We start from the raw sequence: 24,800 nt of genomic DNA, 5'->3' as shown, positions 1-24,800 counted from the left end.
TCCATACCCCCACTCCGAAAAGCAAAGGCTGGGGTTCAATAAAATTGGCATTGAACATAGTGCACGCTGTTGAGTTCTCAAGGAACGGACGCACCTGAGTTTCAGTCTCATGACCTGCCCTCAGGGCAACCTGTCTACCGTACCACTTCTTTTGCCGGACTCGATCACTCTTGTCTCGCGCTGTTGCCGACACGACAAAGCCGTGTCAATCCAACAGAACACGGCCCGAGGATCACGTTCGTTCTGAAGTGGGGGTTTCATCTTAGGCTTGAAATCACCGAGTCGCAATGCGACTTCGAGGCTATTTGGCTAAGAATCTCGCCGTCTCGGCCGGGAGGCCCTGATCTCTCAGCCGCTTCCCGCACCGCCGTGGCGATGAGTAAGAATTTACGCGGATCTCCGCGACCGGGCAAATCCATCATGCATCCCGGGCGTGTCGCACCGAAATGCACGGATTCTCGGCATCCGTCAGCCGACTTCGTCAGGGTGCGACCCCACACGACCGGCGCGCTCGAGCGCGGTGATCGCCTGCATCTCGGGCGCACTCAGCTCGAAGTCGAAGACGTCGAAGTTCTCGGCCATGCGCTCGCGACGGTTCGACTTCGGAAAGACGATGCGGCCCTGCTGCAGGTGCCACCGGATGACGACCTGCGCGGGGCTCTTGCCGTGCACCTCCGCGGCGCCCGCGATCTCAGGCAGTTCGAAGAGCGGGTACTTGCCCTGGCCGAGCGGACCCCAGGCCTCGATCGCGATGCCGTGACGCGCCGCGAACGCCGTCGTGGCCGGCTGCTGGTGAGCCGGGTGCAACTCGATCTGGTCGACCGCCGGCACCACCTCGGTCTCGGCGAGCAGGCGCTCGAGGTGCGGCACGAGGAAGTTCGAGACGCCGATCGAGCGGGCACGGCCGCTCTCGCGGATCTGTTCGAGCGCCCGCCAGGACTCGACGTACCGGTCGCCCTTCGGCGAGGGCCAGTGGATCAGGTAGAGGTCGACGTAGTCGAGCCCCAGCCGCTCGAGGCTCGCGTCGAACGCGTCGAACGCCGACTGCGTGCCGTGGTCGTCGTTCCAGAGCTTGGTCGTGACGTAGAGCTCGTCGCGCGGGATGCCGGATGCGGCGAGCGCGGCGCCCACCTCTGACTCGTTGCCGTAGATGCGCGCGGTGTCGATGTGCCGGTACCCGACCTCGAGCGCGTCACCGACGATGCGCACCGTCTCTCCGGGATCGACCTTGAAGACGCCGAAGCCGAGTTGCGGGATCGTGTGGCCGTCGTTGAGCTGGATGCGGGGTACGGGAGTCATCCTTCATCCCACCACGGCCGGCGCTCGCGCGGGCCGTCGGTTCGCTGCCCGCGAATCAGGCGACGTCGGCTTCGGCCGCGTCGATTTCAGGCAGCGGATGCCGCGTGGCGAGTCGCTCCCCCGCGCGAAGTGCGACCGACCAACGGTTGCCGAGCGGCGGCAGCGGGCAGACGTACTCGTCTGAGAAGGCGCACGGCGGCAGGTAGGCGCGGTTGAAGTCGACGGCGACCGTGCCGTCGACGTCGGGCTCCGGAACACGGATGAACCGGAAGCGGTAGCTCTCGCCGTCGCTCGTCGCGTCGGCGAACACCGCCGACAGCCCGTGTTCGTCGCGCGTGACGGTGAGCGCGACGGCGACGCCGTCGACTTCGACGTCGATCGTTCCGCCCAGCAGGTCGCTCGACTCGTGGCCGTCGACGGCCGTCACGTCGAGGGTCGACCCCGCGGCAGCGGGCGTGAACCGCCCCACCAGCACTCGCTCGGGCGAGGGCGGGTACGACTCGATCGCGGCGAGCGAGGTGCGGCCCGGGGCATCCGGATCGAGGACGCGCAGGGCGAGCGCGCCGTCGCGCTCGAATGCCCGCAGCCGCACGCCGTCGACGTCGACCTGCTCGCCTGCGGACAACCGCACGGTCGAGCCGAGTGCAGCCGACTCGCCGACGATCGCGTTCGACTCGGCGTGCCAGAGACCGGGTGCACCGAGGTACTCGGCCGACTCGCTCGTGAGCCAGTGCGTGTGGCAAAGCGCTGCGGTGCCGTACGGGGCCGAAACGGCCGACCAGCGCGCCTGCTGCCACTCGCGGAACTCGCGCTCGAACTCGTGCTCACCCATGCCGACACCGTAACCGCCGAGCGGGTGTCCGATCGAATCGGCCCGTCAGGAGGCCAGTGCCGAATCGGGCAGGAAGAGCAGCACGAGCGCCGGCGCACTCGTCATGAGGTTCACGAGCAGGTGGGCGATGATGATCGGCATCAGCCGGCGCTGACGATGCACGATGAGGCCCGAACCGATGCCCCAGACGAAGAACGCCGCGAGATAGACGAGTATCGCATCGGTGGTCGCGGCGTAGAAGACGTGCTGCAGCGCGAAGATCGCCGACGGCACGACGATCGCCCAGATCGTCGGCCAGCGCCGCTCGAGCCCCCACTGGGAGTAACCACGGTAGATGAGCTCTTCGGCGGGCGCATTGAGCGGGGCGAATGTGACGACCGACACGATCGCGAGCACCGTGAGCCAGGCGCGGTTCAGGGCCGGCGCCCCTTCGGCGTCGTAGAAGACCGTCTCGAAGTGCTCGAACACGGCACCGCCGTAGAGCGCGAACATCACGCCCATGACCGCGAGGATGAACGGCAGCCACAGGACCGCGAGCCAGAGCAGCCCCCACAGCACGTCGCGGCCGAGGTGGCGCCATGAGAAGTCGATGAGATCTCGAGCGCGTTGCCCCGAACGGTGCAGCGCCCGGCGCACGAGCATGATCGAAACGATGTTCACCGGCAGCATCGTCGCGGCGGCGAACAGCATGCTCGGCGGGAACGGCCCCGGCTCGGCGGACAGGGCGATCGCGATCCACGTGACGAGGGCCGCGAGCCCGACGAGGCCGACCCTGAGGAGCGGCAGCCCGAGGAGCGCCCTGGTGCCGGGAGCACGCGCTGAGACCGGCTCCGTCTGCACCTCGACCTCGGTCGCCATGAGGGAGTTCTACCACGACCCCTCTCGCGCCGCATACGATGGAGGGCTGTGCTTGCCGCGATCACCTACCCCGCCGAGCTGCCCGTCTCCCGGCAGCGTGACGAGATCGCGCGCGCTATCCGCGAGAACCAGGTCGTCATCGTGGCCGGTGCGACCGGCTCGGGCAAGACGACGCAGCTGCCGAAGATCTGCCTCGAACTCGGCCGGGAGTCGATCGGCCACACGCAGCCTCGGCGGCTCGCCGCTCGCACGATCGCCGAGCGCATCGCCGAGGAGCTCGGTGAGGAGGTCGGCGGACTCGTCGGCTATCAAGTGCGATTCACCGACAAGGCTGGCGCCTCGACCCGCATCAAGCTCATGACCGACGGCATCCTGCTGAACGAGATGCACCACGACCGGATGCTCCGCAAGTACGACACGATCATCATCGACGAGGCGCACGAGCGCAGCCTCAACATCGACTTCCTGCTCGGTTACCTCAAGCAGTTGCTGCCCAAGCGCCCCGACCTGAAGGTCATCGTCACGAGTGCGACGATCGACCCCGAGAGCTTCGCCAGGCACTTCGCGGATGCATCCGGCGAGCCGGCCCCGATCATCGAGGTGTCCGGCCGCACCTACCCGGTGGAGATCCGGTACCGGCCGCTCGTCGCGGAGGACTCGGCGAGCGACGACCCCGACGACGAGTCGCCGACGCGCTCGGCCTCGACGGGCTCGACCGGCGGGAAGGCCGACGACAAGGACTACCTGCAGGGCATCATCGAGGCGCTCGACGAGCTCGATCGGGAATCACGCGGCGACGTGCTCGTCTTCCTCTCGGGCGAGAACGAGATCCGCGACGCCGAAGAGGCGGTGCGCGGGCACTACTCGGGTCGCGGGGCATCCGTCACCGAGGTGCTGCCGCTCTACGGGCGACTCTCGGCTGCCGACCAGCACCGCGTGTTCCAGCCCTCGACCGTCGCGGGTGTGCGCCGCCGAGTCGTGCTCGCGACGAACGTCGCCGAGACGAGCCTCACGGTGCCGGGCATCAAGTACGTGATCGACGCGGGCACGGCGCGCATCAGCCGCTACTCGGTGCGCTCGAAGGTGCAGCGGCTGCCGATCGAGGCGATCTCGCAGGCCTCGGCGAACCAGCGCTCGGGCCGGTCGGGCCGAACGAGCGACGGCATCGCCATTCGCCTGTACTCCGAAGACGACTTCGCGAGGCGCGCGGAGTTCACCGAACCCGAGGTGCTGCGCACGAACCTCGCCGCGGTCATCCTGCAGATGATCTCACTCGGCCTCGGCGACATCGAGGCGTTCCCGTTCCTCACTCCGCCCGACGCCCGCGGCGTCAAAGACGGCGTCGAGCTGTTGCGCGAGCTCGGGGCGATCGACGCGTCGACGGGTCCAGGGAGCGCATCGAAGGGCTCAGGGAACGGGCCGCGGCTGACGAAGGTCGGCCGCGCACTTGCGAAGCTCCCGATCGAGCCGCGATTCGGCCGTATGGTCGTGGAGTCGAAGCAGCACGGAGTGAGCCGTGAGGTGCTCGCGATCGTCGCGGGCCTCACGATCCAGGATCCTCGGGAGCGGCCGCTCGAACGGCGCCACCAGGCCGACGAGCAGCACGCCCGATTCGCCGACCCGACGAGCGACTTCATCACCCTGCTGAACCTCTGGACCCACCTCGAGACGAAGCAGCGCGAGCTCGGCTCGAGCGCGTTCCGCCGCATGTGCAAGAACGAGTTCCTGAACTATCTGCGCGTGCGCGAGTGGAACGACGTCTACCGTCAGCTGCGGCAGATGGCACGGCCGCTCGGGCTGGAGATCGACGCCCCTTCGACGGGCTCAGGGACCGGAAGGGGAGGCGGGGCTGCGCCCGACGCCGACCTCATCCACAAGTCGCTGCTCGCCGGCCTGCTCAGCCACATCGGGTTGAAGGACTCCCCGGCGAGCACGACCCAATCGGGCAATCGCGGCCCCGCGGCATCCGGTGGGCGCAAGCCCAAGGGCGAGTACCTCGGCGCCCGTCAGTCGCGCTTTCTGATCTTTCCGGGCTCGGCGCTCGCGAAGAAGCAGCCCGACGCGATCATGAGCGCCGAGCTCGTCGAGACGAGTCGGCTGTTCGCGCGCATGAACGCCGCGATCGACCCGGCCTGGGCCGAGCCACTCGCCGGGTCGCTGCTCAAGCGCAGCTACAGCGAGCCGCACTGGGAGAAGCGGCAAGGTTCGGCCGTCGCCTACGAGAAGGTCACCCTCTACGGAGTGCCGATCGTCGGCCGTCGTCGCATCCAGCTCGCGCGCATCGACCAGCCCTACGCCCGCGAGCTCTTCATCCGGCACGCGCTCGTCGAGGGCGACTGGCCGAACGACATCCGCCGCGACCGGCTCTTCGACTTCGATCGCGCCAATCGCAAGCTCCGGGCCGAACTCGAGGCCGTCGAAGAGCGCAGCCGTCGCCGCGACATCCTCTTCGACGACGAGGCGGTCTTCGAGTTCTACGACTCGCGCGTCCCCGCCGACGTCACCTCGACCCGGCTCTTCGAGACCTGGTGGCGCACCGCGAAGCAGCAGACGCCCGAGCTGCTGACGATGACGGCCGAGGCGCTCGCCCCCGAGGACGCGCCCGCGATCGACGAGGACGCGTTCCCGCCGAACTGGCGGCAGGACGACCAGACCCTCTCGCTGCGGTACCGATTCGAGCCCGGGGCATCCGACGACGGCGTCACCGTGCAGGTGCCGCTCGTGCTGCTCGCGCGGCTGCGACCCGAGGGCTTCGACCGGCAGGTGCCCGGCCTTCGCGCCGAGCTCGTCACGGCGATGATCAAAGCACTGCCGAAGGTCATCCGCCGCAACGTCGTACCCGCGAACGACTGGGCCGCGAAGATCGTCGCCGAGCTCGGCGACGCGGAGGCCCCGGCGGGCATGTCGTTCGCCGATGAGGTGGCCGGCGTCATCAAGCGGCTCACCCACACGCCCGTGACGGGTGCCGACTTCGCGATGGACCGCATTCCGCCGCACCTGCAGATGTCGTTCCGGGTCGTCGACGGGCGGGGCAAGCAGCTCGCGGTCGGCAAAGACCTGCGCGCGCTCCAGGCCCAGCTCGCCGACCGGGCCCGCGACGCCGTCGCCGACACCTTCGCGGCGCCGGCCAGCGGCGAGCGCGGGCAGCCCGGCGGGCGCGGACCCCGACGGGTCGACGGCTCGGGCGCGGTCGGCGGGGTGACTCCCGGCTCCATCGCCGCGGCCACCGAGGCACCGGGCGCCGGCATCGAGCGCACCGGACTCACGAGCTGGGACTTCGCCGAGCTGCCCCGGTTCGTCGACACCACCGTCGGGGGCAACCGCGTGCGTGCGTACCCCGCGCTCATCGACGACGGCACCGCCGTGAACATCAGATTGCTCGCGACCCCTGAGGAACAGGCGCGGGCGATGCCCGGCGGCATCCGTCGCCTGCTCATGCTCGCGACGCCCTCGCCGGTCGCCTACGTGCAGCAGCACCTGACCGGCAACGAGAAGCTCGTGCTCGCCACGAGTCCGTACCCGTCGACGACCGCGCTCTTCGCCGACTGCCTCGTGGCCTGCGTCAACGACGTGCTGTACCGCGTGAAGGACGACGGCATGCTCTTCACGAAGCTCGAGTTCGACACCGTGCGCGACCGCGTCTCGGGCGTCGTCATGGACACGATGTTCGAGACCGTCGGCCTCGTCGCCCGCACGCTCACGGCTCTGCGCGCGGCCGAGAAGGCGGTGAAGTCGGCGACGAACATGGCGCTGCTTCCGGCCCTGAGCGATGCCAAGGAGCAGCTCGCCGGCCTCGTCTTCCCCGGCTTCGTCGCTCGCACCGGCCTCGAGCGGCTGCGGCACGTGCCGCGCTACCTCGAGGGCGTCACCGTGCGCGTCGGCAAGCTCGCCGACAACCCCGGGCGCGATCGGGTGTGGATGAACGAGGTGCAGACGGCGCTCACGCGGTTCGCCGACGTCGGCGGCACGATTCCATTGGCTCCGGATGCCGCGGCGCACGTCGTGCGCGCGCGCTGGCTCATCGAGGAGCTGCGCATCAGCCTCTTCGCGCAAGAGCTGCGCGCGGCCGAGAGCGTGTCGCTGCAGCGCATCACGAAGGTGCTGCAGGGCTGAAGCCGGTTCTCGGTGGTCGAGTAGCGAAGCGTATCGAGACCTGGCGGCCGGTCTCGATACGCTCGCTGCGCTCGCTACTCGACCACCGGAACCTGCGGGATCACAGCACCTTCGAGAGGAACGCCTGCGTGCGCGCGTGCCGCGGGTTCGCGAGCACCTCGCGCGGGTCGCCCGTCTCGACGACCACGCCGCCGTCCATGAACACGAGCGTGTCGGCCACCTCGCGAGCGAAGCCCATCTCGTGCGTGACGACGATCATGGTCATGCCGGTCTGCGCGAGCCCCTTCATGACGTCGAGCACCTCGCCGACGAGCTCGGGGTCGAGCGCCGAGGTGGGCTCGTCGAAGAGCATGAGCTTCGGGTCCATGGCGAGCGCCCGCGCGATCGCCACGCGCTGCTGCTGCCCGCCCGAGAGGTGGGCGGGGTAGTAGTCCGCGCGCTCGGCGAGGCCGACGCGGGCGAGCAGTTCGTGGGCACGGGTCTTGGCCTGCGACTTCGACACGCCCTTGACCTGGGTCGGCGCCTCCATGACGTTCTCGAGCGCCGTCATGTGCGGGAACAGGTTGAAGCGCTGGAACACCATGCCGATGTCGCGGCGCTGCTTGGCGGCATCTTTCGGGTGCATCTCGTACAGCTTGTCGCCGACCTCGCGGTAGCCGACGAGCGAGCCATCGACCGAGAGCCGCCCCGCCGAGACCTGCTCGAGGTGATTGATGCAGCGCAGGAACGTCGATTTGCCCGAACCCGACGGGCCGACGAGGCAGAGCACCTCGCCGCGCTTGACCTCGAGCGAGATGTCTTTCAGCACCTCGTTGGAGCCGAAGCTCTTGGACACGTGCTCGGCGAGCACCATCGGTGTCTGCGACTGCGCCGTCTGTTCGCTCATCGAGCGTCTCCTCCATGCCTCGCGGCGATTCCCGCCTCGGGATCGACCTGCTCGAGGCCGCTCGTCGACATCGCACCCGTGACCGGGCCCGGCCCGGTGTCGGGACGCTGCCCGACCCCGCGGGCGAAGCGCTTCTCGAGGAAGTACTGGCCGACCATGAGCACCGAGGTGATCGCGAGGTACCAGATCGAGGCGACGATGAGCAGCGGCACCGGTGCGAAGATCGCGGCCGAGATGTCGCGGGTTCGCGTGTAGAGCTCGAGCGTGAACGGCACCGCCGTGACGAGCGAGGTCGTCTTCAGCATCGAGATGACCTCGTTGCCGGTCGGCGGGATGATCACGCGCATCGCCTGCGGCAGTACGACGCGGCGCATCGACTTGCCCCAGCCCATGCCGAGGGCCGTTGCGGCTTCGCTCTGGCCGGGGTCGACCGAGAGCAGGCCGGCCCGCACGATCTCGGCCATGTACGCCGACTCGTTGAGGGCGAGGCCGATGACCGCGAGCCAGAAGGTGTTCAGCAGCGCTGTCGTCGGGAACGAGATCCACGGCTCCATGAACGGCACACCGAGGTCGATCGAGGTGTAGATCGTCGACAGCAGGCCCCAGAAGACGAGCTGCACGTACACCGGGGTGCCGCGGAAGATCCAGAGCCACACCCACGCGATCGACTTCAGCACGGGGTTCGGCGACTGGCGCATGACCGCGAGGATGACGCCCAGTACGACGCCGATGATCATCGCGAGCACGGTCAGCAGCAGGGTGAACCCCGCGGCCTGCGAGACGCGCTGGTCGAAGACGTACTTGCCGACGGTCGGCCAGTCGAACGCCGCACGCTGCGCGGCGTCGATCACGAAGACGGCCACGACGGCGAGCAGCAGCACCGCGACGACGATGCGCCATGGATGCCGCAGTCGCACGATCTTCGTCGGGACCGGGGCGGCCCCGGGGCCGCCCGCCGGCGCGGACCTCGCTGTCCGGCCGGAGGACGAGTCGTTCATCAGCTGCCCGCGTTGATCTCGATCGTGTCGACGGCGCCCGACTCGACGCCCCACTCGGCGAGGATGTCGCCGTAGGTGCCGTCGTCGATGAGCGACTGCATCGCGGCCTGCACGGCGGCGGCGAGCTCGGAGCCCTTCGCGACCGGGAAGCCGTAGGGCGCCGAGTCGAACACCTCGCCGGCGGCCACGAGCTTGCCGTCGGTCTGGGCGATCGCGTAGCCCGTGACGGGCGAGTCGGCGCTCATCGCGTCGGCCTGGCCGAGCACGACGGCGTTCGCCGCAGCGTCTTGCGTGTCGAACGGCGTGATCTGGATCGCGGGCTTGCCGGCGTCGACGCAGGCCTGGCTCTTGGCCGGCAGCTCGTCGGTGTGCTCGTAGGTCGTGGCCTGCACGGCGACCTTCAGGCCGCAGGCGTCGTCGGGGTCGACGGTCTTGCCTGCTGGAGCGGCCCACAGGATGCCGGCCTCGTAGTAGTCGACGAAGTCGACCTGCTTCTGGCGTTCGGCGTTGTCGGTGAAGCTCGACATGCCCATGTCCATGGTGCCGCCGGTGATCGAGGGGATGATCTTGTCGAAGCTCGCGATCTCGTACTCGACGGTCAGGCCGAGCTTGGCGCCGAGCGCATTGACGAGGTCGACGTCCCAGCCGATCGGGTTGCCGTTGTCGTCTTTGTACTCGTTGGGCGGGTACGCGGCGTCGGTGCCGACCACGAGCTTGCCGGAGTCGGCGATCTCGGCGGGCAGCAGTGCCGCCGCGGCTTCGTCGACGGCGATCGCGGGTGCCGAGGCGTCGCCCGAGGGTTCGCCGCCCCCGGTCGAGTTGTCGACACAGCCGGTGAAGAGCAGGGCCGCGGCGGCGGCCGCCGCGACGGGGAAGAGCAGGCGTCGGGTGTGCATGTGAGTACCTCTGTCGTTGCGGTGATGATCTGCGTTGCGATGGTGATCGACGACGAAGACGCAAGGCCCCGACGCCGGTTAAAACCGAGCCTATTCCACACGTGGCTCGCGGCATCGGGCGCAGCCTAACGATTCGGCCGTCGATAGAGTTGATCCCACTGTGGGAAGCTACTCCGAACTGCTCAGAACCTCGGGCGTCGCTCGCATCATCGCCGCCCAGCTGACTGCGCGTTTCCCGTCGGGCATGCTCTCGCTCGCCTTCCTGCTGCACGTCGAGCAGCAGACGGGCTCGTACGGCTCAGCAGGGCTCGTGCTCGCGGCGACCTCGATCGGTCAAGCCGTCGCCGGCCCGCTCACGAGCAGGCTCATGGGCCGGTTGGGCATGCGACCCGTGCTCATCGCGACGCTCGCGGTCTGCGTCACGGCGATCGTCGCGATCGCACTGCTGCCGCTCACGGTGCCGCTCTACATGGCGGTGGGACTCGTCGCCGGGCTCGCGTACCCGCCCGTGCAGCCGGCGGTGCGCACCATCTACCCGAAGATGGTCAACTCCCGCCAGCTCACCCCGCTCTTCTCGCTCGACGCCTCGGCGCAAGAGATCATCTGGGTCGTGGGCCCGGTCGTCACGACGTTCGTCGCGACCCAGATCGGCACCGTCTGGGCGATCCTCCTCGCCGCGCTGCTCATGGTCGTGGGCGGAATCTGGTTCATCTCCTCGCCCGAGCTCGGCCGGGTGCGCATCCCCCGCTCGAAGCGTCGCTTCGGCGTCGTGCTCGGCCGGCCCGCGGTGCTGCTCGCGACGATCGTCGGTTTTCTGCTGATCGGCGCCACCGCGGCGATCGAGGCCGGCGTGGTCGCCGTGTTCGGCCACGGCGGCGCAGAGGCCGGCATCGTGCTGGCGATCTTCTCGGTCGGTTCGCTCGCCGGCGGCCTCTTCCTCGGCCATGTGCCGATCGGCCCGTGGGCGACGGCCCGTCGCATGTTCATCGTGTTCGCCGGCACGGCGCTCGCGGCCGGCCTCATGGACTTCTGGTGGCTCTCGGCGACCCTCTTCATCGCGGGCATCGGCATCGCCCCGGCGCTCGCCGTGCTCTTCGCGATCGTGTCGGCGAGCGTGAAGTTCTCCGACACGGCCGAGGCCTACGGCTGGGTCGGCACCGGCCAACTCATCGGTGCTGCCCTCGGCTCGGCGCTGGCGGGCTTCCTCATCGACGGCAACGGGGCGCAGGGCGCGTTCTGGGCGGCGACGGCGCTCGCCCTGCTCGGGTTCGTCGCCGGCGTCGTCGGCCGGCGCTGGCATCCCGATCTGCGCGGCCGCGACGCGAGCCCCATCCCCGACACCGAGCCGATCCCGGCGCAGCCGAGCTGACGGCAGGCCGGCACCCAACCGATCACGACGAGAGAGACACCGGATGCCCCGACCCACGCCCCCCGCCCCGCTGATCCCGCTCGCCGACGGCGCGCGGGTTCCGCAAATGGGCTACGGCCTCTACAAGGTGCCTGCGGCGGATGCCGCGCGCCTCTGCCTCGACGCGATCGACGCGGGCTACCGCCACCTCGACACGGCGGCCTTCTACGGCAACGAGCGCGAGGTCGGCGAGGCGGTTCGCGCGTCGGCGCTGCCGCGCGACGAGCTCTTCGTGACGAGCAAGGTGTGGAAGGACGACAACGGCTTCGACCAGACGCTGCGGGCCGTCGACGCGTCGATGCGAAGGTTCGCGCTCGATCGGCTCGACCTCTTCCTCATCCACTGGCCCGTGCCGTCGACCGATCTGTACGTCGAGACGTGGCGCGCGCTCATCCGGCTGCGCGACGAGGGCCGGGTGGCCTCGATCGGCGTCTCGAACTTCCACGCCCACCACATCGAACGACTCGTCGCCGAGACGGGCGAGACGCCGGCCGTGAACCAGGTCGAACTGCACCCGTGGCTGCCGCAGACGGCGCTGCGCGAGTTTCACGCGGCACGCGGCATCCTGACCGAAGCATGGTCGCCGCTCGCTCGCGGGCGGGTGATCGGCGAACCGCTCCTCGCCGAACTCGCCGCAGCGCACGGCTGTTCCCCCGCGCAGATCGTGCTGCGCTGGCATGTGCAGCTCGGCAACCTCGTGATTCCGAAGGCCTCGTCGCCCGCGCGCATCCGCGAGAACCTCGACGTGTTCGACTTCGAGCTGAGCGACGCCGACCTCGCCGCGATCGCCTCGCTCGAGAACGGCGAGCGCACCGGCCGCGACCCCGACGACGACTGACGGGGGCGGCTCGAGCGGGCGGCGAGCGGAACGCAACCGGATCGTGATCCGGTTCACTGCCCGCTGCTGCGTGCGTGCAATACCGTGTGGCCATGAGACGACGACTGGCACCGACGGCGGCCGTGGCGGCCGCGCTGACCGCGCTCCTCCTCGCCGGCTGTTCGGCGGGGCAGAGCACCTCCACGAGCGAGCCCGGAGGCGTGACCGGTGAGGTCGCTCCCGCGCCCGGCGCGCCCCGATCCGTCGAGGGCGGCGCCGCCGACGACAGCGCCGCGGTCGAGACCGAGCGCAGCGTCATCACGACCGGGTGGATCTCGATCACGGTCGACGACCCGATCGCGAGCGCCGAGGAGGCCGCCGGCATCGCCGAGCAGTCGGGCGGGCGCGTCGACAGCCGCAACGAGACGCCGGGCACCGACACGCAGACGCCGAGCGCCAGGCTCACCCTGCGCGTGCCGGCCGACGAGCTCGACGGCGTCGTCGCCGACCTCCGCGAGCTCGGCACGGTGAACTCGGTGTCGATGGACGCCTCCGACGTCACCGCCCAGCGCCAAGACCTCGACGCCCGCATCGAGGCGCTCAGCGCCTCGGTCGACCGGCTGCGCGAACTGCTCGCGACGGCGACCTCGATCACCGACCTCATCGCGATCGAGTCCGAGCTCACGACCCGGCAGGCCGAGCTCGACAGCCTGACCCAGCAGCGCGACTTCCTCGTCGACCAGGTCGACTACTCGACCCTCAGCGTCGAGTTCATCACCGAAGCCGTCGCGCCTGCCGCCGCACCCGGCGACTTCTTCAGCGGTCTCGCCGCCGGCTGGGGTGCGCTGACCGTCTTCGGGGCCTGGCTCGCGGTCGCGTTCGGCGTGCTGCTGCCGTGGCTGGTCGCCGCGGCGGTCGTCGTCGCGATCATCGTCGCCGTCGTCATGCTGTCGTCGAGACGGCGGCGTGCGAAGCGAGCGGATGCCGCGGCATCCACCTCACCGCAGCCGGTACCGCCGCCGGCGCCGACCGCGCAGCCGGCCCCGACCGCGACGCCTGCGTCACCCCCGCACGACGGGGCGCCCGGGGCGTAGTCTGGCGGCGTGAGCGCCACGCCTGAGACCCTGCTGCACGACGAGCTGCTCGAACGCATCCGCGAGCGAGCCGCCCGATACGACCGCGACAACGCCTTCTTCGACGAAGACCTCGTCGAGCTCCGCGAGGCCGGCTACCTGACGGCGCTCGTGCCCGTCGAGCTCGGCGGCCTCGGCTGGACCTTCGCCGACGCCGTGCGCGCCCAGATGCGCCTCGCCGGAGCGGCGCCCTCGACGGCGCTCGCGATCAACATGCACCTCGTCTGGACGGGCGTCGCGAAGGTGCTGCGCGACCGCGGCGACGACTCCCTCGACTTCGTGCTGCGCGAGGCGGGCGCCGGTGAGATCTTCGGGTTCGGCATCAGCGAGGCCGGCAACGACCTCATGCTCTTCGGTTCGCGCACGGTCGCAGAACCGCAGAACGACGGCGGCTACCGCTACACGGGCCGCAAGATCTTCACCTCGCTCTCGCCCGCGTGGACGCGGCTCGGCACGATGGGCCTCGACTCGACCTCGGCCGATGCGCCGAAGATCGTCTACGGCTTCATCGACCGCGAAGATCCCGACGTGCGCATCCTCGACGACTGGGACACGATGGGCATGCGGGCGAGCCAGAGCCGCACGACCGTGCTCGACGGGGCCTTCGCGGCCGCCGACCGCATCGTGCGCCGGCTCGAGCCGGGGCCGAACGCCGACCCCCTGATCTTCGGCATCTTCGCGAACTTCGAGCTGCTGCTCGCCTCGGTGTACGCCGGCATCGGCGACCGCGCGCTCGACCTCGCAGTCGCGGCGGCGCACCGGCGCACCTCGATGAAGAACGGGGGCGCGGCGCTCTCGCAAGACCCCGACATCCGCTGGCGCATCGCCGACGCGGCGCTCGCGCAAGAGGCCATCGAGCCCCAGCTGCTCGCGATCGCACGCGACCTCGACGAGCTCGTCGACCACGGCGCGTTCTGGTTCGCCAAGCTCGTCGGCATCAAGGTGCGCGCGACCGAGACGGCCAAGCACGTCGTCGACCAGGCCGTGCGGGTCTCGGGCGGGTCGACCTACTTCGCCGGCTCCGAACTCGGTCGTCTCTATCGCGACGTGCTCGCCGGCATCTTCCACCCGTCCGACGACGAGTCCGCCCACTCGACGGTCGCGAACGCGTGGCTGGGCCCGATCGAGCCGTGAACCCGCACCCGGGCCGGGCCGCCCGGTAGACTTGGCCGGGCGGCGCGGACCGCCCGAATCGACACTGGAGGTCGCTGTGAACGTCGTCTCTTTCCTCATCTCGATGGGGCTCTTCGTCTTCGGCCTCTGGCTCATGGGCACCGCGCCCGACGCAGCCGCATTCCAGGCGGGCCTGTTCTTCGGCGGCATCCTCAGTGTGTCGCTCGCACTCGCGATCCCGTTCCACATCCTCGGCCGCAGCGACGGCGTCTGAGCGTTGCTTCCATCGAGCGACACGCGCGTCACCTACCCCGACGGCGCACTCGACGCCGAGACCGTCGTGCTGCACATCGCCCGAGCCGGTGACGGCCTCGTCGCGGTCGTCACCGAGTCGACGAGCTTCCACCCGGTGGATGCCGCGTGGCCCGACCAGCCCGCCGACACGGGTCGGCTCGTCGCCGGCGGCATCGAGGTGCCGATCGTCGACGCCGTCGTCGCAGCGAGCGACGGCACCGCCCTCCACCTCGGCGCCGACATCCCGGTGCGCAGGGGCACCGAGGGCTGGTCGTTCCTCGTCGCGCATCTCGTCGCAGACGACGCCGCGGTCGCCGAGGGCGATGCGGTGACGGTGCGAGCAGATGCCGCGACGCGCCACGCCCTCTCGATCGGCCACACCGCCTGCCATGCGGCAGCCCTCGCCCTGAATGCGGCCCTCGCCGGCCGCTGGTCGAAGCCTGCACGCGAAGACAGCCTCGGCTCCCCCGACTTCGACGGCATCGCGATCGCGTCGAGCCGCATCCTCGCCGACGGCTCGGTCGACGTGTACCGGCTGAACAGGTCACTGCGCCGCGCCGGCTTCGACACGAGCGCGGTCGCCGCCGACGGGCTCGGCGAGCTCGCGGCATCCGTCACCTCGACGATCGCCGACTGGGCGGCCGCGGGCGCGGTCGTGCGCGTCGAGCGCGACGGCGACGCGCTCACCGATCGCAGATACTGGGTGGCCGAACTGCCCGGCGGCACGGCGCGCATCGCGTGCGGCGGCACGCACGTCGGCTCGCTCGCCGAACTCGGCGAGGTGCACGTCGAATTCGAGACCGGCGACGACGCGGGCACGCCCGTGCTGACGATGCGCACGAACGCCGCCCCGGCGCGCTGAACCCGCGGGCCGCGACACCTCCGCGCGGGGTTACGATTGCGACTGTGGGAATTCGAATCGAGAAGGTCGACCTGCCGGGCATCGGCGTTCGGCACGACCTCGTCACCGAGAGCGGCCGGCGCATCAGCGTGGTCTCGCACCGTGACGGCGAGCGCGACCTCGGCGTCTTCGATCAAGACGACCCCGACGCCTGCCGCGACTCCATCCCCCTGAACGACGACGAGGCCGCCGCCCTCGCCGATGTGCTCGGCGCCTCGGTGATGCTGAGCCGTCTCACGAGCCTCAGCGACGAGACCGCCGGCCTCTACACCGAGCAGATCGCACTGCCGACCGACTCGCCCTACCTGAATCGCACCCTCGGCGCGACGAAGGCCCGCACCCGCACGCACGCCTCGATCGTGGCGATCGTGCGCGACGGCGCGATCATCCCGTCGCCGACGCCGGCAGAGACGCTGCGCGCCGGAGACGTCGTGGTCGTCGTCGGAACACGTGAAGGACTCGACGGAGTAGCCCGACTGCTCGCCAACGGCCCAGACTGAGGCCCGGCGCATGCACGAGACCACGCTGCTCCTCATCGAAGTCGGCGCGCTGCTTCTCGGCATGAGTCTGCTCGGGCGCCTCGCGCTCGCACTCGGCATCTCGCCGATCCCGTTCTACCTCGTGCTCGGCCTCGCCTTCGGCGAAGGCGGATTCGTCGAGCTCGACGCGAGCGCCGAGTTCTTCCAGACGGGCGCCGAGATCGGCGTGATCCTGCTGCTCGCGCTGCTCGGCCTCGAGTACACCGCGGCGGAGCTCTTCGGCAGCCTGAAGTCGGCGCGCACCGCAGGACTCGTCGACGCCGCATTCAATGCGCTGCCCGGGGCCGGCCTGGCGCTGCTGCTCGGGTGGGGGCCGGTCGCAGCGGTCGCGCTGGCCGGCGTGACGTGGGTGTCGTCGTCGGGCGTCATCGCGAAGCTGCTGCGAGATCTCGGGCGCCTCTCGAACCGCGAGACGCCGGCGATCCTCGCGCTGCTCGTCATCGAAGACCTCGCCATGGCGTTCTACCTGCCGGTGCTCTCGGCACTCGTGGTCGGCATGAGCCTGCTGCAGGGCGCCGTCTCGGTCGCCGTCGCGGTCAGCGTGGTCGCGCTGATCCTCTACGTCGCCCTGCGGCACGGGCACCTCGTCTCGCGGCTGTTCCCCGCCGACCACTTCGAGCCGCTGCTGCTCGGGGTGCTCGGCCTCACGATGCTCGTCGCGGGACTCGCCGCCGAGGTCAGCGTGTCGGCGGCGGTCGGCGCGTTCCTGGTGGGCATCGCCCTGTCGGGGCGGGTCGCGGTGAACGCGAGTCAGGTGCTCACACCGCTGCGCGACCTCTTCGCCGCGATCTTCTTCGTCTTCTTCGGCCTCACGACCGACTCGTCGGCCCTGCTGTCGGTGCTGCCCGCCGCACTCGGCCTCGCGGTCGTGACGATCCTCACGAAGCTCGTCACGGGCGCCTATGCGGCCCGGCGCGCGGGCGTCGGCACGCTCGGACAATGGCGTGCCGGGCTCGCACTGGGCCCGCGAGGCGAGTTCTCGATCGTCATCGCGGGGCTCGCCGTCGGATCCGGCGTCGTCACCCCCGAGTTCGCGCCGCTCGCGACGGGCTACGTGCTCATCACGATCGTCGCGGGCACGGTGCTCGCGCGCCTGCCCGACGCCGTGTGGTTCCGGGCGGCGGTGCGCAGGCGAGCGGCGGCGACGTCAGCTGCCGGTTGAGTCGGCGTCGGCGGCTGTATCGGCATCGGCGGCCGCATCGGCGTCGGCGGCCGCGAGCAGTTGCCTGACGCGGGGCACAACCTCGGTGGCGTAGAGCTCGATGCTGCGCATCATGGCCTCGTGCGGCAGCCCGCCGTTGGAGTACTTCATGTCGAAGCGGCTCGCACCGATCGCCCGCATGGCGTCGGCGATCTTCACGGCGACGCGCTCGGGCGTGCCCGCGTAGAGTGCGCCGTTCGGGCCCGCCTCGTCTTCGAAGTGCTCGCGGCTGACCGGGCCCCAGCCGCGTTCGCGCCCGATGCGGTCGATGATGATCTTGTAGTGCGGCCAGAGCGTGTCGAGCGCCTCGGCGTCGGTGTCCGCGATGAAACCGGGCGAGTGGATGGCGATCGGCTGCACGGGGTTGCCGAACTGCTCGAGCGCACGACGGTAGAGGTCGGCGAGCGGGGCGAACCGGGCTGGGCTGCCGCCGATGATGGCGAGCACGAGCGGCAGCCCGTAGTGGGCGGCGCGCACGACCGACTCGGGGCTGCCGCCGACGCCGACCCAGGTCTTCAGCCGGCCGTGCTCGACGGGCGGGAAGACGAGCTGTTCGCTGAGCGGCGCACGGAGTTGGCCGCTCCACGAGACCGGCTCCTGCGGCAGCAGGGCGGCGAAGAGGTTGAGCTTCTCTTCGAAGAGTTCTTGGTACTGGTTCAGCTCGAAGCCGAAGAGCGGGAACGACTCGGTGAACGAGCCCCGCCCGAGGATCACCTCGGCGCGGCCGCTCGAGAGCGCGTCGAGCGTCGCGAAGCGCTGGAACACGCGCACGGGGTCGTCGGAGCTCAGCACGGTCACCGCGGAGCCGAGGTGGATGCGCTCGGTGCGCCCGGCGATCGCGCCGAGCACGACCTCTGGCGCCGAGACGGCGAAGTCTTCACGGTGGTGCTCGCCGATGCCGAAGAAGTCGAGGCCCAGCCGGTCGGCGAGCACGGCCTCTTCGACGACGTTGCGCAGCACTTGGGCGTGCGGCAACCGTTCGCCGTCAGGCCCTCTCGTGACGTCGCCGAACGTGTCGAGTCCGAATTCGTAGCGCTCAGACATCCTGATCCCTCTCCATTTTTCCATGCATCTGCATGCATAGTCGGAACCGCCCTCGGGTCGAGACTATTCCCCGGCACCGTGCGGCGGGCGCGCGCGCCCGTGCACGGGGAATGCGCGCCGGGCGGGGCGCGTTCTCTTCCATGTCGACGCATCGAATCGCTGCGCCGGGAATGGGAGAATCGAAGCGTGACGGAACGGCCGGTCATCGGAATCTACGGCGCGGGCAAGGTGGGCACTGCCCTCGCCCGACTGCTCGTCGCCTCCGGCCACCGCGTGCTCATCGCCGGATCCCCCCGACAGACCGCCCTCGACCTGCTCGTCGGCGTCGTCGCCCCCGGTGCCGAGGTGACCTCGCCCGAGACCCTCGCCGCCACCGCCGACGTCATCATCGTCGCCGTGCCGTTCGGCAAGGCCGGCACCGTGCCCTGGCCCGCCTTCGACGGCCGCATCGTCGTCGACGCCATGAACTACTGGCCGCCCGTCGACGGCAACATCGCCGAGGTCGACGACGACCCGCGCACCACGAGCGAGATCAACGCGGCACGAAACCCCCTCGCCCGCGTCGTGAAGTCGCTGAACCACCTCGGCTATCACGAGATGGAGGACGACAGCATGGCCGCCGGCTCTCCCCTGCGCCGTGCCCTCGCCGTCGTCGGCGACGACGACGAGGCCCGCGCGGTCGTCGCCGAGATCATCGACGAACTCGGCTTCGACCCCGTCGACGGCGGCGAACTGCGCCACGGCGTCGCGCTCGAGCCCGGACACCCCGCCTTCGGCCGCGAACTCTCGGCCGCCGAGCTCGCCGCGCTCCTCACGCCCGCCGTGCACCTCGCCGCCTGATTCGCGACTCGCGTCGCCGAGGCATCCACTCGCTACGCTGTTGCCGACGACGGAAGGAGCGAGGTGTGGATGCCGCGGCGCTCGTTTCGACGCTCGAAGGCCTCGCGAGCGCCGAGGAGCGGCAGAAGTACACGCGCTACTTCGCGCCCGACCCCGACGCGCCGTTCATCGGTGTACGCATGGGGGCCGTGTTCGCGCTCGCGAAGACCGCTCTCGAGCTGCCGGCTGGCGAACTCGAGGCGCTGCTCGAGCAGCCGACGCACGAGGTGCGCGCCCTCGCCTGCAGCATCATGGGCACGTCGGCGGCACGGCCGAAGACCGGCGAGGCCCGGCGCCGAGAACTGTACGAGCTCTACCTGCGCCGCCACGACCGCATCGACCAGTGGGACCTCGTCGACCTCGCCGCGCGCGACGTGATCGGCGGGTACCTGCTCGAACGTGATCGTTCGCCGCTCGTCCGGCTCGCGGCATCCGGATTCTGGCCCGAACGCCGCACCGCGCTCGTGGCGACCTTCGCCTTCGTTCGCCGCGGCGAACTCGACGACGCCTTCGAACTGGCCGACGCCCTCGCCGACGACCCCGAGCCCCTCGTGCAGAAGGCGCTCGGCTGGGTGCTGCGCGCTGCCGGCGACGTCGATCGGACGCGGCTCACGGCGTTCGTCGAGCGGCACGCCGCCACGATGCCGAGGGTCGCGCTGCGCGCGGCGATCGAGCACTACGACAAGGTCGAGCGGGCGAGCATCCTCGCGATCCGCTGACGCCGGTGCAGGTGCCGGTGCAGGTGCCGGCGCCGGCGTCAGTCGAGGTCTTCGGCGGGCGCCCCGCCGAGCGCGCTGCGCTGCCGCCCGCGCGCACCGAGGTCCAGCACGCCGATCGCGAAGGACACGGCGACGAGCACGGCGACCGCGATCATGCCCACCGCGTAGGCGTCGCGGTAGACCGAGAGGCCGGGCGCCCCGCTCGACTCGCGATAGATCGTCGAATAGAAGAGCGAGAGCGTGATCGCGGTGCCGATGGCCGTGCCGATGCGCTGGCCCAGTTGGCCGACCGAGCCGGCGAGGCCTCCCTGCTTCACGGGGATGTCGGCGAGCGCGAGCGTCTGGTTCGGAGAGATGACGAAACCGCCGCCCGCCCCGGCGATGGTCATCGCGACGGCGATCGCCCACGGCGTCATCTCGGGCGGCGTCGCGTACGCGGCGAGCACCGAGAGCCCGACGCCGACGATGATCAGCACGAGGCCCCAGACCACGAGCGGGCGCCCGAAGCGATTCACGAGGTTGCCGCCGATGTACGAGGTGAGGGCGCTGACGAGGGCGAACCCGATCGTCACCATGCCCGCGAAGACCGCCGCGAGACCGAGACCGTGCTGCAGGTAGAGCGTCGTGAGCAGGAACATCGGCGGCAGCGCGGCGAAGTAGACGCTCGAGAGCGCGGTGCCGTTGCGGTACGAGCTGATGCCGAAGAGGTTCAGCGGCACGAGCGGATGCCTGCCGCTCGCCGCATACCGCCGCTCCCACACGAGGAAGGCCGTGAACGCGAAGACGAAGATCACGAGCACCCACCAGCGGCTCGGGTCGTCGTCGGGCGACCCGGTCGTGAAGAGGAACGGCCACATGAGCGAGAGCACGCTGACGCCGAACAGCACGATGCCGACAGGGTCGAGCGACAACGGCTTGTCAGACGGATGCCGCGTCAACGGCAGCAGCCAGACGGCGAGCACGATCGCGATGAGGGCGAGCGGCACGTTGATCCAGAAGATGCCGCGCCAGCCGTCTTCGGGCCCGCCGATCGCGATCATGAGCCCGCCGAGCGTCGGTCCGAACGCGGTCGCGAGGCCGATCGTCGCCCCGAACAGGCCGAACGCCTTGCCGCGCTCCTTGCCCCGGAAGAGCTCTTGGATGAGGCCGAGCACCTGCGGCATCTGGATGCCGGCGGCGACGCCCTGCACGAGCCGTGCAATGAGCAGCACCGTCGCGTTCGGTGCGAGCGCCGCGACGATGCTCGTGAGGGTGAAGAGGCTGAGGCCCACGATGAAGAGGGTCTTGCGCGAGCGCTGGTCGCCGATGCGCCCCGCCGGCACGAGCGTGAGGCCGAAGGTGAGCACGTACCCCGCCACGATGAGCTGCAGCTCGGTCGACCCCGCGTCGAACGCCTCTTCGATGGCCGGCAGCCCGACGTTGACCTTCGAGAGGTCCATGATCGTGAGCGCCGCGACCGCCACGCACACCCAGTACGCGCGCCAACGATGCTGCTCTGAAACCGGGATCGACCGTGTGGCTGGCGCGTCTGACATCGCCTCAACCTTACGTCGAGGCACCCCCATCGGCATCACGGGCGGCCAAGGACTCGCCGAGGGGGCTCACGTCTCCCCCGCTCGCATGTCGCTCCGCACCGGCATTCGGGTGATCCCGCCGGCCGCCGTCGCCGCCGTCGCGACGGCGGCGCAGCAGGCGCATTGCGTTGACGATCACGATGAGCACGGATGCCTCGTGCACGAGCATGCCGACCGCCATCGTCACCCCGCCCAAGAGCACACCGACCAGCAGCAGGGCGACCGTGATCAGGGCGATGACGATGTTCTGACGCATGTTGTTCACGGTGCGCTTGGCGAGCGAGATCGCCTCGGGCAGCTTCAGCAGCCGGTCGCCCATGAGGGCGATGTCGGCCGTCTCGACGGCCACCGCAGATCCGGCAGCGCCCATCGCCACCCCGATGTCGGCGATCGCCAGAGCCGGGGCGTCGTTGACGCCGTCGCCCACCATCGCCACGACGTGTCCCGCCGCCTGAAGGCGCGCGACGACATCCATCTTGTCTTCGGGCAGCAGCGAGGCGTGCACCTCGTCGATTCCGGTGACGGCGCCGACCGCATGTGCCACGAGCGGCGCATCGCCCGTGAGCATGACGACCTCGACGCCCGTGGCGTGCAGCCTCGCCACCATCTCGGCGGCCTCGGGGCGCACCCCGTCGGCGACGCCGATGACCCCGGCCACGGTGCCGGCGACCGCCACGATCATCGGCGTGCGGCCGGCGGCCACGAGTTCATCGGCGACGCGCGTCGCGGGTTCGAGGTCGGGCACGCCGTACTCGGCCAGCAGTGCGAGGTTGCCGACCAGCACCTGGCTGCCTGCGGTCTGCACTGCGATGCCCTTGCCCGGCACGGGAACGGTCGCGTCGGGCAGGCCGGTCGCTTCCAGCCCTTCGAGCGCCGCCGCATCCAGTATCGCCCGCGCCAGGGGGTGCTCGGAGCCCGCCTCGGCACGTGCCGCCCAAGTGAGCAACTGCGCACGGTCCTGATCCGGTCGCAGCACCACGACATCGGTCACCCGCGGCGTGCCGGTCGTGAGCGTGCCGGTCTTGTCGACCGCGACGACGGAGATCTTCGCAGAGGTCTCGAGGAACTCGCCGCCCTTGATCAGGATGCCGTCCTTCGCGGCCCGGCCGATGCCGGCCACGATCGACACGGGGATGGAGATCACGAGGGCCCCGGGGCATCCGATGACCAAGAGGGTCAGTGCCAGCACCACGTCGCCGGTGATGAGGCCGACGACGATCGCGAGCCCCATGATCGCCGGGGTGTACCACGCCGAGAAGCGATCCATGAAGACCTGGGTCCTGGCCTTCGCGTCCTGCGCGTCCTCGACGCGGTGGATGATCCTGGCCAGGGTGGTGTCTGCACCGACGCCGGTGGCCCGCACCTGCAGGAACCCGCTGCGTGCCACGGTGCCGGCGAAGACCCGGTCGCCGGCGACCTTCTCGACCGGCATCGACTCGCCGGTGATCGAGGCTTCGTCGAGGGCTCCGGAGCCGCCGATCACCTCGCCGTCGACGGGCACCTTGCCGCCGTTCTTGACGAGCACAGTCTCGCCCATGTGCACCGCGCCCGCGGGGATCTCCGCTTGAACGCCGCCGCGCAGCACGATCGCCACATCGGGGGCGACGGCCACCAGCTCGGCGAGCGCCGAGCGCGTGCGGTTGAGCGTCGCCGCCTCGAGGGCGTGACCGATCGCGAACAGGAAGGTCACGGCTGCGGCCTCCCAGTATTCGCCGATGACCACCGCGCCGATCGCCGCGACCGACACCAGCAGGTCGATGCCGACGACCCTCGCCCAGAGCGCTCGGGCCGCGGCCACGACGATGCGCGCGCCAGCGACCACGGCGGCGGCGACCATGAGCGCGTCGCCGATCGTCGCGAGGCCGGCCGCGTGCAGCAGCAGCGCCGCGACGATCAGCGATCCGGAGAGCGCCGGGATCGCCCACCGGTTGTTCACCCACGTGCGCATGGCGCTCATGTCGACCTCCTTCAGAACGCGGACGGGCGGGAGGTGTACCCGGCCCGTCCGACGGCGGCCACCAGGTCGTCGACGCTCGCGGTCGAGGCGTCGTGGTCGATCTCGATGCGCGAGGAGGCGAAGTGCACCTTCACGGCTGCGACGCCGGGCACTCGCCCGACCTGCTTCTCGATCTTGGCCACGCACGAGGGGCACGAGAAGCCCTCCGCGCGCAGGATGGTGCGCGTGCCCGCGTCTGCTGCAGTACTCATTTTCGTCGCCCTTTCCGTCGTGCGATTTCCGAGGTGGTCGGTCGTCTTCGACGCTACGGAGTGCACGCGAACGGCACCATGACGTGCGTCAGTCAACCGCAGACCCGCGTGGATTCGGGTTGCAGGACTGCGAGGCTCAGGGCCGCAGAGCGCCCTGGCTCGAGACGTCGGCCGCGACCATCGCGGTCAGTCGCTCGCGATCGAGGATGGCGGTCCACCGCCGGCCGGAGTCGATGACGCCGTCTTTGCGCAGTCGACTCATCACCCGGGAGACGGACTCGGGTGTCGACGCGGTCATCGCGGCGAGGTCGACGCGCGAGAGCGGCAGCTGGATGAGCGTGCCGTCGCCGCCCGCGTCGGGTTGCCCGAACTTCTCGGCCAGTCGCAGCAGCGTCGCGGCCACGCGGTGGGTGACCGTGCCGGTCGCGTGCCGGTGCGCGCTCGAACGCGCGAGGCCGAGCGACGCGGTCACGTCGTCGAGCACGCGCAGGGCGACCCGGGGGTGCTCGAGCAGCACGTCACGGAACACATCTCGCTCGATGCGCAGCGCGCACGTCGTGACGAGGGCCTCGACGGTCTCGGTGTGCACAGTCTGGCTCTCGCCGATGCCGCCGAAGATCTCCCCGGGTGCGAGCACGTCGACGATCGAATCCTGCCCGTTCGCCGCTGAGCGGAACGCCTTCACCTGGCCCGCCGCGATGACGTAGAGGTGATCGGCCGGGTCGCCCTCGCTGTACAGCCGGTCTCCTTCGGCCCACGACAGGGCGACCATGCGACGGTCGATGTCGTCGAGCTCGTCGGTCGACAGCCCCGCGAACAACGGCACCTGCGCGAGGATGCGCATGCGCATGGGCTTCGGGCAGCGGTGGGGCTGGGCGCACGTGCTGCGCAGCGGCACGTGACGGCGCTCGCCCGCAGTCGGAGCGGCCGATCGCGGCTCGTCGGGTCGGCGCTCGTCGGAATGCGCTGCTGTCGTGGCCACGCTGTCCTCCGATCGGGTATCGACGCGAAACGATGGCTCTCGACCACGCTACCCGCACACCCTGGCGATCCGCGGTGAGGGGCAGCCGGCACGCGAATCACAAGCC

Annotated in this window: 22 protein-coding genes; 11 read left to right on the top strand and 11 right to left on the bottom strand. The window is 70.2% G+C overall.

Annotation, left to right across the window (positions count from 1 at the left end):
* Positions 1–468 precede the first annotated feature (468 nt).
* Genes ACWGST_RS08700 through ACWGST_RS08690 form a run of 3 tightly spaced genes read right to left on the bottom strand, consistent with a single transcriptional unit; the run spans position 469 to position 2,989 of the window.
* Positions 469–1,299, bottom strand: a complete 831-nt coding sequence (locus ACWGST_RS08700; RefSeq protein WP_452046269.1) for an aldo/keto reductase — start codon at positions 1,297–1,299, stop codon at positions 469–471.
* Positions 1,300–1,354: 55 nt separating this feature from the next.
* Positions 1,355–2,131, bottom strand: a complete 777-nt coding sequence (locus ACWGST_RS08695; RefSeq protein ID WP_452046268.1) for a DUF1684 domain-containing protein — start codon at positions 2,129–2,131, stop codon at positions 1,355–1,357.
* Positions 2,132–2,176: 45 nt separating this feature from the next.
* On the bottom strand, positions 2,177–2,989 hold the full coding sequence (locus ACWGST_RS08690) for a CPBP family intramembrane glutamic endopeptidase (RefSeq protein WP_452046267.1): 813 nt from the start codon (positions 2,987–2,989) through the stop codon (positions 2,177–2,179).
* A gap of 48 nt (positions 2,990–3,037) precedes the next feature.
* Here ACWGST_RS08690 and hrpA point away from each other — a divergent pair, with 48 nt between their 5' ends.
* Positions 3,038–7,102 (top strand): ATP-dependent RNA helicase HrpA, encoded by a 4,065-nt coding sequence (gene hrpA / locus ACWGST_RS08685; RefSeq protein ID WP_452046266.1) that lies wholly within the window; start codon positions 3,038–3,040, stop codon positions 7,100–7,102.
* Between the two features lie 100 nt (positions 7,103–7,202).
* Here the strand turns inward: hrpA and ACWGST_RS08680 are convergent, their stop codons facing one another.
* From ACWGST_RS08680 to ACWGST_RS08670, 3 genes are read right to left on the bottom strand one after another with little or no spacing between them, the layout of a single operon-like run.
* Positions 7,203–7,988: an amino acid ABC transporter ATP-binding protein gene (locus ACWGST_RS08680; RefSeq protein ID WP_452046265.1), complete on the bottom strand. Its 786-nt coding sequence runs from the start codon at positions 7,986–7,988 to the stop codon at positions 7,203–7,205.
* Entirely contained in the window at positions 7,985–8,986 is a 1,002-nt protein-coding gene (locus ACWGST_RS08675) for an amino acid ABC transporter permease (RefSeq protein ID WP_452046264.1), read from the bottom strand. The genes ACWGST_RS08680 and ACWGST_RS08675 overlap by 4 nt, the downstream gene beginning before the upstream one ends.
* Positions 8,986–9,882, bottom strand: coding sequence for an ABC transporter substrate-binding protein (locus tag ACWGST_RS08670; RefSeq protein WP_452046263.1), 897 nt, complete (start codon positions 9,880–9,882; stop codon positions 8,986–8,988). The genes ACWGST_RS08675 and ACWGST_RS08670 overlap by 1 nt, the downstream gene beginning before the upstream one ends.
* 160 nt (positions 9,883–10,042) lie before the next feature.
* On the opposite strand from ACWGST_RS08670, the gene ACWGST_RS08665 reads away from it, so the two are divergent.
* From ACWGST_RS08665 to ACWGST_RS08630, 8 genes are all read left to right on the top strand, one after another.
* Positions 10,043–11,251, top strand: a complete 1,209-nt coding sequence (locus ACWGST_RS08665) for an MFS transporter (RefSeq protein ID WP_452046262.1) — start codon at positions 10,043–10,045, stop codon at positions 11,249–11,251.
* A 43-nt stretch (positions 11,252–11,294) separates the two neighbouring features.
* Positions 11,295–12,128: an aldo/keto reductase gene (locus tag ACWGST_RS08660; RefSeq protein ID WP_452046261.1), complete on the top strand. Its 834-nt coding sequence runs from the start codon at positions 11,295–11,297 to the stop codon at positions 12,126–12,128.
* Positions 12,129–12,220: 92 nt separating this feature from the next.
* A complete protein-coding gene (locus ACWGST_RS08655; RefSeq protein ID WP_452046260.1) occupies positions 12,221–13,201 on the top strand; it encodes a DUF4349 domain-containing protein in 981 nt (326 codons plus the stop codon).
* A 9-nt stretch (positions 13,202–13,210) separates the two neighbouring features.
* Positions 13,211–14,374 carry an acyl-CoA dehydrogenase family protein gene (locus ACWGST_RS08650; protein WP_452046259.1) on the top strand — a complete coding sequence of 388 codons (1,164 nt, stop codon included), beginning with the start codon at positions 13,211–13,213 and terminating at the stop codon, positions 14,372–14,374.
* Between the two features lie 76 nt (positions 14,375–14,450).
* Positions 14,451–14,627, top strand: coding sequence for a hypothetical protein (locus ACWGST_RS08645; RefSeq protein WP_452046258.1), 177 nt, complete (start codon positions 14,451–14,453; stop codon positions 14,625–14,627).
* 3 nt (positions 14,628–14,630) lie between these two features.
* Positions 14,631–15,509, top strand: a complete 879-nt coding sequence (locus ACWGST_RS08640) for a metal-dependent hydrolase (RefSeq protein WP_452046257.1) — start codon at positions 14,631–14,633, stop codon at positions 15,507–15,509.
* Between the two features lie 44 nt (positions 15,510–15,553).
* On the top strand, positions 15,554–16,048 hold the full coding sequence (locus tag ACWGST_RS08635) for a cation:proton antiporter regulatory subunit (protein WP_452046256.1): 495 nt from the start codon (positions 15,554–15,556) through the stop codon (positions 16,046–16,048).
* Positions 16,049–16,058: 10 nt separating this feature from the next.
* On the top strand, positions 16,059–17,249 hold the full coding sequence (locus ACWGST_RS08630; protein ID WP_452046255.1) for a cation:proton antiporter: 1,191 nt from the start codon (positions 16,059–16,061) through the stop codon (positions 17,247–17,249).
* Here ACWGST_RS08630 and ACWGST_RS08625 read toward each other — a convergent pair.
* On the bottom strand, positions 17,235–18,332 hold the full coding sequence (locus ACWGST_RS08625) for an LLM class flavin-dependent oxidoreductase (protein WP_452046254.1): 1,098 nt from the start codon (positions 18,330–18,332) through the stop codon (positions 17,235–17,237). The two genes, ACWGST_RS08630 and ACWGST_RS08625, sit on opposite strands and share 15 nt — an antisense overlap.
* Before the next feature lie 186 nt (positions 18,333–18,518).
* Here ACWGST_RS08625 and ACWGST_RS08620 point away from each other — a divergent pair, with 186 nt between their 5' ends.
* Both ACWGST_RS08620 and ACWGST_RS08615 read left to right on the top strand, forming a co-directional pair.
* The gene (locus tag ACWGST_RS08620; RefSeq protein ID WP_452046253.1) at positions 18,519–19,172 is read left to right on the top strand and encodes an NADPH-dependent F420 reductase; all 654 of its coding nucleotides are present in this window, start codon (positions 18,519–18,521) and stop codon (positions 19,170–19,172) included.
* A gap of 65 nt (positions 19,173–19,237) precedes the next feature.
* Positions 19,238–19,930: a DNA alkylation repair protein gene (locus tag ACWGST_RS08615; RefSeq protein ID WP_452046252.1), complete on the top strand. Its 693-nt coding sequence runs from the start codon at positions 19,238–19,240 to the stop codon at positions 19,928–19,930.
* A 38-nt stretch (positions 19,931–19,968) separates the two neighbouring features.
* On the opposite strand, the gene ACWGST_RS08610 is transcribed toward ACWGST_RS08615, so the two are convergent.
* The 4 genes from ACWGST_RS08610 to ACWGST_RS08595 all read right to left on the bottom strand — a co-directional run bounded on the left by ACWGST_RS08610 (position 19,969) and on the right by ACWGST_RS08595 (position 24,694).
* Positions 19,969–21,465: an MFS transporter gene (locus tag ACWGST_RS08610; RefSeq protein WP_452046251.1), complete on the bottom strand. Its 1,497-nt coding sequence runs from the start codon at positions 21,463–21,465 to the stop codon at positions 19,969–19,971.
* A gap of 10 nt (positions 21,466–21,475) precedes the next feature.
* The gene (locus ACWGST_RS08605) at positions 21,476–23,461 is read right to left on the bottom strand and encodes a heavy metal translocating P-type ATPase (protein ID WP_452046250.1); all 1,986 of its coding nucleotides are present in this window, start codon (positions 23,459–23,461) and stop codon (positions 21,476–21,478) included.
* Between the two features lie 11 nt (positions 23,462–23,472).
* On the bottom strand, positions 23,473–23,712 hold the full coding sequence (locus tag ACWGST_RS08600; protein WP_452046249.1) for a heavy-metal-associated domain-containing protein: 240 nt from the start codon (positions 23,710–23,712) through the stop codon (positions 23,473–23,475).
* 136 nt (positions 23,713–23,848) lie between these two features.
* Positions 23,849–24,694, bottom strand: coding sequence for a Crp/Fnr family transcriptional regulator (locus ACWGST_RS08595; RefSeq protein ID WP_452046248.1), 846 nt, complete (start codon positions 24,692–24,694; stop codon positions 23,849–23,851).
* Positions 24,695–24,800 lie beyond the last annotated feature (106 nt).

The organism is Agromyces sp. NPDC055520 (assembly GCF_053619715.1).
This window is presented reverse-complemented; position numbering and strand designations above follow the sequence as displayed.